Source organism: uncultured Methanospirillum sp. (assembly GCF_963668415.2).
Classification (GTDB): Archaea; Halobacteriota; Methanomicrobia; order Methanomicrobiales; family Methanospirillaceae; genus Methanospirillum.
Map to the genome: position 1 here is coordinate 3036614 of NZ_CAXXDL010000001.1, position 14108 is coordinate 3050721.

Here is a 14108-nt window from a genome sequence, read left to right on the forward strand (position 1 = left end):
CAAACAATAGAGAATACCGATTAAAAATGGGATGACAGGAATCTGAAAGAAACTTATCTCCCAAGGATAACCAGATACATAGAACAGACAGCAAAACCACCTACGGCTGTAAGCGGTATGGTGATCACCCATGCGGTTACAATCTGCCTCACCATGCTCCATTGGACCGCTGCTGTTCCGCGAACTGAACCGACTCCCATTACACAGCCACTTATTGCATGTGTTGTTGAGACAGGAATTCCAAACAGACTCACGAACAGAAGAACGATTCCACCACCAGTCTCTGCACAAAAACCCTGATAGGGTCTTAATTGGGTGATCTTTTTCGCCATCGTCTGGACAATCTTCCATCCTCCTGTCAATGTTCCTAAAGAAATTGCTCCACTACACGCAAGGATAACCCAGAGTGGGACAGTATAATCAGAAATGACACCTGCAAGTACCAGCATCGTGGTGATTACTCCCATGGCATTCTGACCATCATTGCTCCCATGACCCAGACTGTAAAATGAAGCGGATATTATCTGCAATTTGTTAAATATCCCGTTCATGGTGGATGTATTAGAGTTGCGAAAGAACCGGGTCACCAGGGATCCAAGAAGGAATGCGATAAGAAACCCAAGACAGGGAGAGATTACAATAAACAGAATAATCTTCAGAATTCCTGATATCACCAGATAGTGAAGGGCAATTGCAGTAGGAATAATAAGAATAAATCCAAAAAAGGCACCTATTGGCATATACTTCCTGGGATTCTGCTCTTTGAAATAGCATGCAAGCAGGTATATGATTCCAGCCCCACCAATCATTCCGATTATTGCCAACCCAATAATTTGACCGATTACACTAAGACTCGGCAGAATGACGACATTTAATCCTCCATATGCCACTGCAGATCCAACTAATCCCCCGACTAATGAGTGAACAGAAGAGACCGGCAGGCCAACATATGCGGTAAAGAGTGTCCAGAATGAAGCACAGATTACTCCAATAATAACAATTTCCAGGGTAAGATACTCAGGAATAAACACTCCCCTGCTGATCGTTTCGGCAATTGCTGTTGTAAGAATTAGAGGACCCAGAAGATTGAAAAACGCTGCAAGTATGATAGCTTTTACTGGAGACAATACTCGTGTTGCAACGACTGTTGCAATCGAATTTGCAGCATCATGAAGACCGTTTATAAAATTATAGCCTAATGCTACCGTAATACCAAAAACGAGTATCCATTCCATGAATATCACGCATGACGGATACAGATATCAGAGAGAATATTTACCACATCTTCACATTTATCTGTTGAAATCTCAAGGCACTCATATATATCCTTGAGTTTAATGATTCGAATCGGGTCTTTACACTCAAAGAGAGAGCGAGTGGCATGAGAAAGAAGGTCATCGGCCATATTTTCAAGCCTATTCACTTCAATGTAACAACTCTCGCAGTCACTAAGTTTTGCATGATTTCTGATCGATTTTACACCAATTTCAATTTGCTCTGCTGAGCGTCGAATAATAGAAGAGAATTGAATCATGACCGGATCGTAATTGGTAATGCTATAATAAGCAACAATCTTTTCAGCTGAATCATCAATATAATCAAGAACATCATCCAAAGCCGATCCTAACCTGGATATTTCTAGTGGATCAAGTGGAGTGATGAATGTTCGATTTAAAGCATTAAAGATCTGATGAGTTATTAAATCACCATAATGCTCCAGGTCCTTGATATCTCTTTGAGCCTCTATTGCGTCTATTTCTTTATTCATCATCTTTTCAAGTATTTTTGAGGCTGAAACTACCGTTTTTGCATGAGCTTCAAAGAGAGAATAAAACATTTCATCCTGGGGTATGAGCCATTCCTTAATTCCCATATATCCTGACTATTGTTTGACGAATTTATTATAGAAAATTTAATTCACGTATTGGATATCCTCTCAATCAGTTGTATAATATTTAACAACTAGATGGGCGACCTTGATCTGTGATCTCTATAGTTTATAGAGCGACGGAAGGATTGATCAGATCGATTCTTTCGGAAATTATTGACCGGAATGTTTGAACTGATCAAAATTTATCAAGAAAAACGAGGTTTGCGCCTAATATGTATCCTAATTTGAACGGGTTACAGCCAGTGACCCATATGAAACAAAAAATGTTGCTCATACTTGTTCTCCTATCTATATGGATTGGAGCAGTGCAGGCAGCAGATATTACGACCCATACCACTGCAGACATAATGGTCGCTCCGGTGGCGGAATCTACATCTCTCTCCCAATCTTCTATTGTATCATCCTCGGGATCAGAATCACCAGACTACGATGCTGTATTCCTCCAAGATAGAGTTCAGCGCATTGATATCAAGATATCTCCTGAAAATTGGCAGAAGATGCTTGACAATATGACCGAACAAGTCGGAGAATTTGGTGAAAATTCTTTTCCTATGAACGGAGAGATAAGCCCAATGGAGATGGGTGGTAAAGGACCAGGAGAAGTTAATCAATCTATGATGAAAAAGATGGAGACTAATCCAATATCAGTTCCGGCAACTATTTCGCTTAATGGAAAAACCATTGATAATGTCGGCATCAGGTTTAAAGGGGCTAGTTCACTCTCTGGATCCTGGAGGTCTGGTACCTACAAGATTTCATTGAAACTAAACATGGGTGAATATAAGACATCGAAGGATGATTCTGATAATTCTACGTTATTTGGATTTAAAAAATTAAATCTACAGAGTGGATTTAGTGATAATTCCTTACTCAAAGACAAAATGGCATATGAGATACTCTCAAATGCAGGCATTCCATCTCCGAAATCCGCATTTTATCAGGTTTACATTGATACCGGTAATGGACCTGAGTACTTTGGCCTTTACACAATGGTGGAAGATGTTGCAGATACCATGATAAAAAATCAGTTCACCAATGCATCTGGCAACCTTTACAAAGCAGACAGTATGGGTGATATTGGTTCTCTGAAAAAAGGATCACAGTACAAAGAAGGATATGAAAAGGAGAATAATAAAAAAGATAACGATTATTCTGACCTTACCCAATTGTACACCACATTAAATTCAAATATTAGAATTACTGATCCTGAAACCTGGCGTTCTCAATTGGAGTCAATTTTCAATGTTGATGAATTTTTAACCTGGCTTGCAACTAATCAACTCATTAAGAACTGGGATACCTATGGGTCCATGTCCCACAACTACTATCTGTATAATGATCCAGAAACTGGAACATTTACCTGGATCCCTTGGGACTATAATCTTGCATTTCAGAATGCTTCTAATGGAATGGAAGGGTCTGAAAACATGTCTTTTCCATCTGGAGATAACCTCTCACTAATACAAGAAAATAAAAATCCAGGTTTTGATGGGGCAAATATTAGTAAAAAAATGGGAATGGGATTTAAAAATACGACATTTAATCTATCATCCAATGAAATTTCAGCGGACTGGCCTCTGATACGATATTTGTTAGATGATCCCGTTTATCATGAAAAATATGTTGAGGCTGTAAAAACTGTAAGCAATGGAGCATTTGATCCTAACACCCTGAAAGAGACATTCTCAAAGAATCATGAACTCATTAGCCCGTATGTTGTAGGACCAGATGGAGAGCGAGCCAAGTATACCCATCTTAAAAGTGACCAGGATTTTGAGGATTCTCTAAATAAGCTCATATCGCATGTTTTTTCGCAATATGATGCAGCTGTTGCATATGTTTCAGATCAAGAACACGGGGGTAATAATTATTCAGAATCATGAATTTGCATGTATGAGTACTTCATTTGATGATCTGCTCTCTCGGTTCACAGGTATTGGAGTTGGAGAGATGGAACACGCAAATCTCCAGGATCGCAAGGAGTCAAAGTATTTGTTAACACTGGATCAGGCTCGGGATCTTATCTCCCATCTCCCTGATTCATACCGTGTCTTTGAAGTTGACGGAAATCGGATACAGACATATTCAACAACATACTTTGACTCCCCATCTTTCAGCCTGTACCTTACTCATCACAATGGAAAAAAACCCAGATATAAACTCAGAACACGCTCATATGTCAACTCGGATTTGAAATTCCTAGAAGTAAAAGAAAAAATGAATACTGGGAGAACGATAAAACATCGTATTCCAATTGAGAACATGATTACTCAGATGGGATCAGATTTCAAAGACTTTCTTTGTTCTTGCCTTCCCTTTGATTGTTCTCAATTCAGACCGGTACTTATTAATCAGTATCGCAGAGTCACTCTCGTATCTATTGATACGCCTGAGAGGATCACCCTCGATGTCGATCTTTCATATAACTCAGGTTCTTCAGAGATTGATCTTCCCAAGGTAGTAATTGCTGAACTGAAAAGGAGCAGTAGTCACTCAATTTCCCCTGCACATGATTATCTCACGAATATGAGAGTTCACCCAAAAGGATTTTCAAAGTACTGTATTGGAATATCGCTTATTTATGGAAATTTCATAAAACACAACAATTTTTCAACTACTCTTCGACTTTTGAATAAAATGATGCAAGGAGGGCCAGTACGATGGTAATGGAATATTTTTCATTTATTATTGGGATGGTGATAAATCTCATCTTTTCCATGATTGTAGTCCGTGGAATTTACTACCCACGTCGCCGTGCTCAGGATTATGTATTTACATTCATGGCGTTTTCGGTGGTAGTCTATTTAATTATGGGCCTATTTACCTCAGTCGAACTTTCAATAGGAGCTGGTTTTGGGTTATTTGCTTTGTTTTCAGTTCTCAGATATCGTACTGACACAGTTCCTATTCGGGAGATGACATACCTCTTTGTCATAATTGCCCTTCCAATCATCAATTCGATTCTGTACGGTAGTGGACAGTATGGTAACTTGATCCTATCAGATCTCATGGTTATTGTTGTCCTCTTGATTCTCGAAAAGAAATGGGGATTTAGATACGATCAACGTAAATTGGTTAGATATGAAAAGATAGACCTTGTCCGTGCTGACCGGCGGGAAGAGTTGATCGCTGATCTCAAAGCAAGAACAGGCCTTATGGTTACTTCAGTTGATGTTGTAGAAATGGATTATTTGAGGGATTCAGCGGATTTGATGATAACGTATGATGAAGATTCTCTATCTGTCTCCAGAGAATCTTCTCTTTCATCAATATCTGATGAGATTATAAATCCAGCAATTATCTCCAACTGATAACCATCCAGAGGAGAATTTGCTATTTTTTATTATATCATAGGGGACCGGTTCGGTCGCCTAATCTGACATAGGTGAAGAAGGTGAATATAATGAAGAACCACAAATTTCTTGCTTCAACATTCCTGATTTTGCTATTTGGGTTATTTGGAGGGTCTGCTGCCGACAGGTTACCTGCAGCAGTCCCAGAGACACAGCAGATAACAATTGACACACAGATTGAGGCTATCGCAGCTGTTGATGTTGGTACGAAGATGGATTGGCAAACTGTGAGGAATGGAAGCACAACTGATACTTCTATTGGAAAAGGAGAGATTATTTCTACAGTAATATATTCTGATTCTGTCCTTTCCAACGGGGGAGATATCAGTGCAGTTAAGAATACCGGATTTGATTCCTCAAATCTGATGGATAAAAAGTATAACCTGGAATCAGAAAAAGTCATGACTTATGCAGGATCGAGCGGATCACATCTTGTAGGGGAGGAATCACTGATTCTTGATGTAAAAGGGAATTATACCAGTAATTCTTCAGAAGGTGTAGCATGTGTTTTTAGTGATACCAATTTGATTCATAACCCAATGTTTCAAAATGTTGTTGAAGCCCAGAGCTCAATATTAAATCTTAATAGTGGACAGATATCAACAAAAGGTCAAATAAGGGCAGTTGGTATGAGTATCAGTACTTCTGCAGGTATGGGTTATCAGATTGCAGTAACTCCTGATTCTAATTCGAATGAAGAGTTTACTGATGGAATTGTGAAAACAAGATTTGCAGGAGATATTATGGAGGCTCGTGATAAAAAATCATCAGAACCCAGAAAAGATGCTTACGTTAATGACTGGAAAAAACCAGCTGCAACTAATCAATGGAGCGATTCAACTGACGCAATAGGAAATATTTCTTCTGTCCAAAAAACATTCAAATATAAATCTGGATTGAAACTTTAGGTAAAAGTTACAATCACTCTGTTCTAGATTTTTACTTCGAACCCAAGCTTGCCACTTAACATCAGATATTCGATGAGATCACCTGTGTTTTTATCAATATTATCCAGAATTTCATCGGGTAACGGTATTTGACAGTTGAAGTATCTCTCCTTAAAATTGTATGTAATCATCCAATTTTATACAAAACAAGGTGTTGATGGTATCAAAATAGGAGTAAATGAACCGTATTTATCTTTGTCATCTAGGAATACGGTGCAACTGTCAAATTCAAGAGCGCTTTATTTGATGAATTTCGTTGATATATGCTATATTTTTTGGTCGATCCAAAATCAATAAGAACACTATTTTGTATGTGGCAAACTTGGGTTCGAACCAGATCAGAATATCAAGAGACCATCAGCCCACAGCTAGATCTCGTTACATATATGAGGAAATTCTGTTTGATTGTTCGTATCAGACCTTTAAGGATCGAAGTGATCAAGAGGAGAAACGGGCACAATTCTAAATAAATTCTGAAATTATTGAAACATTCTTCATAAATGAGGATTGTGCATAACCCCCTCCTGAAGATCTCGAGTTAATAAACTACATATATACTCAATTCCAAAATGGGAGGGTTAATCGCTATCCTCAAATGTTAATATGGAGGGTTATGTTGATTCATACCGTCATCTGGAGGATGTTGCTGATTTGAGGGGATAGACGGCTGATATTGCTGATTCGGAGGGCCATATAGAGGCTTTTTCTGATTTAATGGTTCATTTTTTGGATACTGTTGATTTGGAGGTTGAATTGGTAAACCATCATTTGGGTTCATTCTTCCTTCATTTGGTTTCGGGCTTTGAAAACCTGGATTCATTGATGGATTTTGCTGATACACATTATTAAATGAATTTGATGGATCAATGGGTTGGAGTAGATTCGCGGATGCTATTTCTCCAACTACACAAAGACAAAACATAAAACAGATTAGCAATACCAGAGTATTTTTCATACTTTCTTGACCCTCTTTATGTTGTTAAATAATTAACAACGTAATTTGGAGCAAAAGTAATAAATTATTCTCAAATATCTGGTAGGATATACTAATGATACGTTGGGACTATTTTCTCTTCTTTTTCCCTGGAGTATGTATCGCCAATCCGGAGATCATCTCCATTCTGTCGATGGCAACATAGAGCATGAGATCAATACTCGAATGCAACCCGGTGAGTTTATTTGTTCGTATTGGAGGAATTGAAAGAGTCTCTTTGTCATCAATTATTATCTCAAATAAATTACTGATATCCATAAGTTCAGGGCTCTGTTCTTTTTTTGTTGAATGAGGCATACCCTTGACAATTTCTGATATTGGAATAGAGGTCACTGATGTATTGGATTTACCTAATTTTTCTTCGACTCTGGAAGATATATCCGGATCATTTGAGACAATATAAAGAGTAAGTGGAGCAAAAATCTCAAGATCTTCAAACAGAGGAATATATCTCTCACCCATTAAGCATATGATATAATCTTCAGCAGAGTGTATCATCTCACGAATCTTAGGTCTGATGTTTCTCTCACCAAAAACTGTCCAGATAGCATCATTCTCCTCTTTAATCTTCTGGGATTGAATGAGATGTTGTAATTCTTCAAGAGCAACCTCTTTGGCCTGATCATATTCCCGATTTATTATTTCTATTGCCAGATTCGGAGATACTGCAGTATAAATAGATGGTTTGTATGAATTTTTTACTACAAGGCCTCGCTCTTCAAGTTTTTGAAGAGAATCGTATACACTTGGTTTAGAAATCTCTACAAAGTCAATTAATTCCTTTGCTCCAACCGAGTTCAAATAAACAAGTGCTGCATATACCTTAGCATCAAGATTGGGTAACCCCATATTGTTTAAAGCGGTTATTAATCGCTGTGTTACTATTTCCATAGATTCACCAAATACAGTCGTATTTCAAGGTAGACTATAAAAGGATGATGCGAAAGCCCCGATATCAAAAATCTAATATCTACTGCATGTAGACTTGCTTTACACAAAGGGGAGTTACACACTATCCCATTCATATTTATAGATGGTATCTCTTTTTTCAGCTATATGTTTGATCCTAATAATATGATTAACAATACACATACGAGCGTATCTAAAAAACCTTCCCTTTTTATATGTGATCAAAAAGATACCGGTAGGCAACGGTACCAATTTTAGTTTCAAGAAGAAAGTTCTAAAATCCAGGTTTCTGCTAATCTATTATCTCTATGAGTCATTTTGTTGTCTGTGAGTTTTTTCTGTGCATAATTTTACCTCATTATAAAAGAGAATCAAGAAGATGGTGAAAACCTCACTTATATGAAATTTTAATGTGGAATTTTCAAAGGGTACTGGTGGATTATAATTCAAATAAAAAACTCGTTCTTTTCAGGGGAGACGGGTGTATAACCCCCTAAAACCCTTCTCCGAAATCGATGCCTGATCTCGTTTGACCTGAAAAAAAGAGATTATTCGAGATTTTTACCAGATATTTCTATCTGAATAGGTACCTGTGCCTATCACTTGATAATGAGGTCAGCATACTGAACATCTTTCTGGTTTGCCGGATCCCAGATGTTGACCCGGGGGGTGCTTGGATAGATCTTCTGATTAGCGATGTCCCATCCGTTTGGTAACGGGTTATCGCTGTTCTCTTTCTGGTTTGTTGCATCCCAGATGTTTACATGATATGTACCCGGACTGAGTGGTTTACCGTCATCACCCTTCTCAACAACCACATTCCAGGTCTTATCCTTCTGGCCGTTCTTCACAACCGGCCCGGTGACAAGTACGTGATTCTTTGGAATATCGAAATTCTGTTGTGACTGGGTCCCATCAGCATTGAATCTTACAAGGTTGATACCGGTCGGATGAATGTTCTCTGCAGTGATTGCAACCGGATTGAACACCACTCTTCCGGTACCTTCTTTTGCAAATGTACACACTGAATCCCAGAGACTTTTGGGTATGATCTCTACTCCGATCTGTTTACACTTTTCAATAGGTGTTGTTCCAGTGATATTGATCTTCTCACCACTTGTATGGTCACCGATTGGATTCAGAGTAATGGTCTGGTTGGGATCAGCCATTGTGGGAGATACACAGAGAACTGCGATTAGAATCAGCCCTGCAGTAAGCATATAATACCGCCCGATTCTCTGTTGTTTTGTTTGTAGTGAATCACTGATGATTGAACGTAATGATTTTTTCATCTGGTTTGCCTCACATCATTCATTGATGAAACTAAAGTCTGATTACACGAAGCGGTATGAATTCTCCCTGATTCTTTAACTGACTTCTTCTTCGGTGTGGGATGATACAAAAAGAGGTTACAATCGGGTTTGCTCCCTTTTGTGGCAAACCCTTTAATTTAGACCAAATAGATCCTGCTATTGCAGCATCAAGAACTTTTCAAAAATAGGTATGATCACTCTCTGGTACACCTGCAGCCCTGAAATGAGCAGGTACTTCCTTTTTGAGAGGCAGAGAGGATCCTTTCTCCTTTCCAGGCCGCTGATGCGATCGACTCAACCTCTTCCTGTGTAAAAGACCGATCTCCCGTCTTCTTCTCTACCCCGAGGTCAGGGATCATAATATGCTGATAGACCGGCACACCCACCATTTCCGCTATCTTCCTTGCGCAGGCCTTGTCACATCCGTCGATGGCAATAACCGCGTCCATTGATGCAGCCTTCTTCACCAGATCCTCTGAGGAGATGAGAAGTGTTGTGCACGAAAACTTTCCATATCCTTCTTCTTCAAGCTGAATTGCAACCCGATTTGATATCTGACCAGTATTGGCCTGACCCCCACATGGAAAGATGATACGGCTGGCATCTCCTCCGGCACAACTGCACAACGGCTGCTCAGCCATCATGCACCCCCGAGGATCCCTACGATCTCATTCACAGTCGGAACCCTCCCTGATACGCGTTCTTCTTCATCGATAAACAAAGAAGGCGTCATTAATACTCCTCTCCCAACAATCTCACTCAGATCATCCACCTTCACAACATCAGCCTGAACTCCTGCCTTCTTTACAGCCTCAACCGTGTTGTCATAGAGACGTGAGCACTTTGCACAACCTGATCCCAAAATTTCAATCTTCATACTTCACCTGCATAATACTGAAAACACCATATTTTTCATCTTTCAACGAAATCCTGCTTGATTCTCATCCCATCAGCCAGTTAAACAGATACCCGGTACAGACAATTCCAGTTCCGCCGACTCCGATAAAAACCGCCAGAAGCTGGGGTTTGAGCACCTTTCTGAGGAGAATCATCTCCGGAATTGAGAGGGCGGTTACTGCCATCATGAATGCAAGGGCGGTCCCCATTACAACCCCGGCACGGGTAAGTTCTGATACCAGCGGTATGACACCTGCAGCGTTACTATACAGCGGAATCCCTATGATAACCGCAACAATAACTGCAAACGGGTTATCTTTTCCTGCATACTCGGCAAGAGCACCGGCAGGGATCCATCCATGCATCAGGGCTCCGATACCAATACCGATCACCACAAAAAGCCAGATCTTTTTGATGATCGCAACGGTATCAGACCATGTCTCTCTGGCCCGCTCCGGGTACGTGGGGCTGTATGATGCGACCCTGCTCCCTTTTACCTTGATCTGGTAGACATACTCCTCAACAAACCGTTCGAGTTTCAGTCTTCCGATAACAAGACCTGCAACGATTGCGATCACCTCACCGGAAATGATGTATATGGCAGCAATCTGCCATCCAAACAACCCATACAGCATCACCAGGGCGACCTCATTCACCATTGGGGCGGCAATCAGATACGTGAACGTGACACCGAGTGGGATACCTGCCTCTACAAATCCAATAAAGAGTGGCACAGCAGAACACGAGCAGAACGGGGTGATGATTCCAAGCAGAGCGGCCAGGATATGGCCTATGAAGGTAGAACCCTTCCGCTCTGCAAGCCGCCTGGGTCTTCTCAGGAGAGAAGAACGACCTGATAAACGTGACCACATACACGATCACGAGAAGCAGAATGAAGATCTTCACCGTGTCGTAGATGAAGAAGTTCAGTGCACTTCCTGCCTGACTCTGTGGACTCAGTCCAAGGAGTGTATATACAATCCAGTCTGCAGCAGTTTGCACAATCTCAAATACCATATTCTCCCTCCTTCAGCTCTCTTTTGATTGACGATAATGTGTAACTAATGCCCTGGTATAAGTGTCTTCAGCGCCATTCGGGATGTAATTGCGGACCTGACTCTTTTGAGTAGTACATCACGAAGATCCGTGTCCTTTGAGATATTCATCGCTTTGACTTCTGCGATGATCTCATCCAGCATGTTGATCCCGGTCGCCACGCCGTTGACCTCAATCATCCGGACCTTCCTGACTGCGTCTGCCTGGCACAATGGAATATTGCGATTCATTGTCACACATCCATCGCCATAAGCATTTCAACATTTATTGAATCGACGTGTGACTATAAAAAAATATTGATTTTAAAAATGTTGAAAGATAGATCGTTTTCATACAAATCTGAATTCGGACATCCAGGTTATTTTCTCATCAGAATACATGATATGACATGGTAGTATTATTCGGGTATCATGTGGTGTATGGAATCCTGATTATTCTGGTTATGTTCATACTTATGATGACGATCTGCTTTTGTATGATGAGGTTCTGTATGCGAAGGAACGGTGCCATGTGTGGATGTCGGATCTGCCATGTGGCTGACTGCTCATGGCTAAAGGACCGGGACTCATGACCGGAGATACAGTGAGGTATGTAATATGAGTGAACAATCAGCCCCGATCATTCTTGCAACCTGTTCTGGTGTGTGTAATGTCGGACAATTAACAACGCAGGCTGCCATGCAACTCATCCGGAGATCTCCGGGAATGTATCGCTGGGTAAAGGTCGGAAAAGGAAAGATGAACCGGCCGATATCACCTGATGAGAGAGTCTGGGCTATTGTTGGATGCAGCGATCGATGTTCGTGTAAAGAACTCGAAAAAGTAGGTATCGCTTATGAAAAAACAGTGATTGCTACTGATCTTGGAGTTGTCCGTGATGTCAGGGCAGAGGTCAGGTTTGATGAGATAGATCGGTTTGCTGATCTGATATCTCCCCGTACATGACCGGAATGAAAGCTCCACCATACAGAAATAGCGTTACAGTCAAAGTATAATCTCAAAACGTAGTGAAATACATGGATTCATTTGCTTCAGGGTTTGCACAGGTTGACAAGACCAGTGATGCAGGCTCATTTGTTCAATATCTTGATCTTATTCATTCTATTCCATTTTTCCAGGAGTGTAAGGCCCAGAGTTACCAGAACCTTGCCCTCTCTCCCGGTGATTCGGTACTTGAGATCGGATGCGGTAACGGAATAGATCTCCAGAAACTCGCTGAATGTGTTGGCACTTCAGGTACCGCAGTTGGCATCGATATCAGTTCAACCATGCTTAGTGCAGCACGGAAAAATGCAGAGGCTCTTGGCTGTTCTCCAGGGTTTCTTCTTTGTGACGGGCTTCACCTCGCATTTCCAGATGCCACGTTTCATGCGGTTCGATCAGACCGGGTTATCCAGCATACATGTGATCCCTTTGTCGCTCTTAAGGAGATAGTCCGGGTAACCAGACCTTCAGGAACTGTTGTTATCTTTGAGCCTGACTGGGGAACCTATACGCTCTGGCCTGGAGAGCGTGAGATCTGCAGAAACGTGATGAACTTCTGGTGTGACAATATTCCATCCGGCCAGGTCGGACGGGTATTATATGCGGCCTTTACAGATGCAGGTCTGGAGAGTATTGATGTACACCCATACACCCTTACCTTAACAGATCTTGCTCTGGCAAGGAGGATATTTGATCTTGACACCACCTTCTCTCTGGCTGCAAAAAAGGGAATCGTGAGCCAGTCTGAAATAGAGCGGTGGGAGAATGAACTCTCCAATGCTGACTCCAAGGGTCAGTTCTTCAGTTCCCTGACCTTTTTCCTGGTTACCGGGAAAAAACTGTGATATCAGTGTGTATGAGAATTCACTCTCATACCCTGCATCTGTTATTATCAAAGAGAATGTTGGATTGGATGTATCATATGACGGGAGTATAATCCATCTATTTCATAGGATGTGAATCAGATCAAGATAAGGGATGAGTGAATATGGCACTGCCTGAACCTATTGAGGAGTCGTTATCTCAGATTGGGGGAGTAGAGGGGCTCAAGCAATACCTCCCACCTGACGATGAACTCATCCGGAAATCAAAAGTATTCACAGCACTAGCGGATTCGACAAGACTCAAAATTCTCTATCTGCTGAGTACCCAGCCGCTGTGTGTCTGTGTCATCAAAGAGGTGATCGATATTGCAGATTCGAAGTTATCATATCATCTCAAAGCCCTGAATGCTGCGGGATTGATAGAAAAAGAACAGAACGGGCCGTTTCTTATCTACTCAATCACCCCGACCGGGAGACGGTGTATTCAGATCTGGGTATGAATACAGATCCGATCAGATGTTCGTTCATTTTTACTGGAGATCTTCTCCTTTACCTTCAGGGATAATGAGTTAAGTATCAGAATTCTATATCCCTAAGGAGAGAACCGATCGTTTCCAGCGTGTATGTCGATGGAATCCCTGAACCTGCAGGATATCAATGTCTGATGTGTACCAGATTTGAACAGAGCATCGGTTCCCACCAGTTCCTTGTCCTGTCTGTTTATAATTCCACGTTGATACCTGAATAGCCTACGGTAAACACATTTTTCGTACATACAGGTAATAAGGAAATGAGATTTGCATCTCTCTTTCAATAATTACTAGAGTCATATCGATCGCAGGAGATGAATAATCCAATCTGATTGTGAAACCATCGAATGTACTGAAAAATAATAGTTGGTAGATAAAATCATATGACTTATAAATATGAAATGCAATTAG

The 14108-nt window shown here is 40.8% G+C and carries 16 protein-coding genes; 7 read left to right on the forward strand and 9 right to left on the reverse strand.

Translation table 11 applies throughout. The features are described from left to right. Window positions 1-53: 53 nt before the first annotated feature. Both ACHZA2_RS14350 and ACHZA2_RS14355 read right to left on the reverse strand, forming a co-directional pair. Complete coding sequence (locus ACHZA2_RS14350) at window positions 54-1235, reverse strand: inorganic phosphate transporter (protein WP_319580277.1); 1182 nt, start codon at window positions 1233-1235, stop codon at window positions 54-56. A gap of 5 nt (window positions 1236-1240) precedes the next feature. Continuing rightward, window positions 1241-1873, reverse strand: coding sequence for a DUF47 family protein (locus tag ACHZA2_RS14355; protein WP_319580278.1), 633 nt, complete (start codon window positions 1871-1873; stop codon window positions 1241-1243). 269 nt (window positions 1874-2142) lie between these two features. Between ACHZA2_RS14355 and ACHZA2_RS14360 the strand changes: the two genes are divergently transcribed. The 4 genes from ACHZA2_RS14360 to ACHZA2_RS14375 all read left to right on the forward strand — a co-directional run bounded on the left by ACHZA2_RS14360 (window position 2143) and on the right by ACHZA2_RS14375 (window position 6152). Continuing rightward, window positions 2143-3774, forward strand: coding sequence for a CotH kinase family protein (locus ACHZA2_RS14360; RefSeq protein ID WP_319580279.1), 1632 nt, complete (start codon window positions 2143-2145; stop codon window positions 3772-3774). Between the two features lie 67 nt (window positions 3775-3841). Next, entirely contained in the window at window positions 3842-4558 is a 717-nt protein-coding gene (locus tag ACHZA2_RS14365; RefSeq protein ID WP_319580969.1) for a polyphosphate polymerase domain-containing protein, read from the forward strand. Continuing rightward, window positions 4552-5202 carry a DUF4956 domain-containing protein gene (locus tag ACHZA2_RS14370; protein ID WP_319580280.1) on the forward strand — a complete coding sequence of 217 codons (651 nt, stop codon included), beginning with the start codon at window positions 4552-4554 and terminating at the stop codon, window positions 5200-5202. Before ACHZA2_RS14365 ends, ACHZA2_RS14370 begins: the two co-directional genes overlap by 7 nt. Window positions 5203-5294: 92 nt before the next feature. Then, a complete protein-coding gene (locus ACHZA2_RS14375) occupies window positions 5295-6152 on the forward strand; it encodes a hypothetical protein (protein WP_319580281.1) in 858 nt (285 codons plus the stop codon). Between the two features lie 637 nt (window positions 6153-6789). On the opposite strand, the gene ACHZA2_RS14380 is transcribed toward ACHZA2_RS14375, so the two are convergent. The 7 genes from ACHZA2_RS14380 to ACHZA2_RS14410 form a co-directional block, all read right to left on the reverse strand. After that, a complete protein-coding gene (locus ACHZA2_RS14380; protein WP_319580282.1) occupies window positions 6790-7146 on the reverse strand; it encodes a hypothetical protein in 357 nt (118 codons plus the stop codon). Between the two features lie 108 nt (window positions 7147-7254). Next, complete coding sequence (locus ACHZA2_RS14385; RefSeq protein ID WP_319580283.1) at window positions 7255-8076, reverse strand: helix-turn-helix domain-containing protein; 822 nt, start codon at window positions 8074-8076, stop codon at window positions 7255-7257. A 617-nt stretch (window positions 8077-8693) separates the two neighbouring features. Further along, window positions 8694-9386: a hypothetical protein gene (locus ACHZA2_RS14390; RefSeq protein ID WP_319580284.1), complete on the reverse strand. Its 693-nt coding sequence runs from the start codon at window positions 9384-9386 to the stop codon at window positions 8694-8696. 215 nt (window positions 9387-9601) lie between these two features. Continuing rightward, window positions 9602-10051: a putative zinc-binding protein gene (locus ACHZA2_RS14395; RefSeq protein WP_319580285.1), complete on the reverse strand. Its 450-nt coding sequence runs from the start codon at window positions 10049-10051 to the stop codon at window positions 9602-9604. Then, the gene (locus ACHZA2_RS14400) at window positions 10048-10284 is read right to left on the reverse strand and encodes a thioredoxin family protein (RefSeq protein ID WP_319580286.1); all 237 of its coding nucleotides are present in this window, start codon (window positions 10282-10284) and stop codon (window positions 10048-10050) included. Before ACHZA2_RS14400 ends, ACHZA2_RS14395 begins: the two co-directional genes overlap by 4 nt. 64 nt (window positions 10285-10348) lie before the next feature. Beyond that, window positions 10349-11176 (reverse strand): permease, encoded by an 828-nt coding sequence (locus ACHZA2_RS14405; RefSeq protein ID WP_319580287.1) that lies wholly within the window; start codon window positions 11174-11176, stop codon window positions 10349-10351. A gap of 189 nt (window positions 11177-11365) precedes the next feature. Then, complete coding sequence (locus ACHZA2_RS14410) at window positions 11366-11590, reverse strand: hypothetical protein (RefSeq protein WP_319580288.1); 225 nt, start codon at window positions 11588-11590, stop codon at window positions 11366-11368. A gap of 366 nt (window positions 11591-11956) precedes the next feature. Between ACHZA2_RS14410 and ACHZA2_RS14415 the strand changes: the two genes are divergently transcribed. The 3 genes from ACHZA2_RS14415 to ACHZA2_RS14425 all read left to right on the forward strand — a co-directional run bounded on the left by ACHZA2_RS14415 (window position 11957) and on the right by ACHZA2_RS14425 (window position 13667). After that, on the forward strand, window positions 11957-12304 hold the full coding sequence (locus ACHZA2_RS14415) for a putative zinc-binding protein (protein WP_319580289.1): 348 nt from the start codon (window positions 11957-11959) through the stop codon (window positions 12302-12304). Window positions 12305-12375: 71 nt separating this feature from the next. Then, a complete protein-coding gene (locus ACHZA2_RS14420) occupies window positions 12376-13188 on the forward strand; it encodes a methyltransferase domain-containing protein (protein ID WP_319580290.1) in 813 nt (270 codons plus the stop codon). Window positions 13189-13331: 143 nt separating this feature from the next. Beyond that, window positions 13332-13667, forward strand: coding sequence for a metalloregulator ArsR/SmtB family transcription factor (locus ACHZA2_RS14425; protein ID WP_319580291.1), 336 nt, complete (start codon window positions 13332-13334; stop codon window positions 13665-13667). Window positions 13668-14108 lie beyond the last annotated feature (441 nt).

Coding starts and splice junctions, on each gene's coding strand:
- ACHZA2_RS14350 (WP_319580277.1), bottom strand. CDS start 1,235: ATGGAATGGATACTCGTTTTTGGTATTACGGTAGCATTAGGCTATAAT.
- ACHZA2_RS14355 (WP_319580278.1), bottom strand. CDS start 1,873: ATGGGAATTAAGGAATGGCTCATACCCCAGGATGAAATGTTTTATTCT.
- ACHZA2_RS14360 (WP_319580279.1), top strand. CDS start 2,143: ATGAAACAAAAAATGTTGCTCATACTTGTTCTCCTATCTATATGGATT.
- ACHZA2_RS14365 (WP_319580969.1), top strand. CDS start 3,842: ATGGAACACGCAAATCTCCAGGATCGCAAGGAGTCAAAGTATTTGTTA.
- ACHZA2_RS14370 (WP_319580280.1), top strand. CDS start 4,552: ATGGTAATGGAATATTTTTCATTTATTATTGGGATGGTGATAAATCTC.
- ACHZA2_RS14375 (WP_319580281.1), top strand. CDS start 5,295: ATGAAGAACCACAAATTTCTTGCTTCAACATTCCTGATTTTGCTATTT.
- ACHZA2_RS14380 (WP_319580282.1), bottom strand. CDS start 7,146: ATGAAAAATACTCTGGTATTGCTAATCTGTTTTATGTTTTGTCTTTGT.
- ACHZA2_RS14385 (WP_319580283.1), bottom strand. CDS start 8,076: ATGGAAATAGTAACACAGCGATTAATAACCGCTTTAAACAATATGGGG.
- ACHZA2_RS14390 (WP_319580284.1), bottom strand. CDS start 9,386: ATGAAAAAATCATTACGTTCAATCATCAGTGATTCACTACAAACAAAA.
- ACHZA2_RS14395 (WP_319580285.1), bottom strand. CDS start 10,051: ATGATGGCTGAGCAGCCGTTGTGCAGTTGTGCCGGAGGAGATGCCAGC.
- ACHZA2_RS14400 (WP_319580286.1), bottom strand. CDS start 10,284: ATGAAGATTGAAATTTTGGGATCAGGTTGTGCAAAGTGCTCACGTCTC.
- ACHZA2_RS14405 (WP_319580287.1), bottom strand. CDS start 11,176: ATGTGGTCACGTTTATCAGGTCGTTCTTCTCTCCTGAGAAGACCCAGG.
- ACHZA2_RS14410 (WP_319580288.1), bottom strand. CDS start 11,590: ATGAATCGCAATATTCCATTGTGCCAGGCAGACGCAGTCAGGAAGGTC.
- ACHZA2_RS14415 (WP_319580289.1), top strand. CDS start 11,957: ATGAGTGAACAATCAGCCCCGATCATTCTTGCAACCTGTTCTGGTGTG.
- ACHZA2_RS14420 (WP_319580290.1), top strand. CDS start 12,376: ATGGATTCATTTGCTTCAGGGTTTGCACAGGTTGACAAGACCAGTGAT.
- ACHZA2_RS14425 (WP_319580291.1), top strand. CDS start 13,332: ATGGCACTGCCTGAACCTATTGAGGAGTCGTTATCTCAGATTGGGGGA.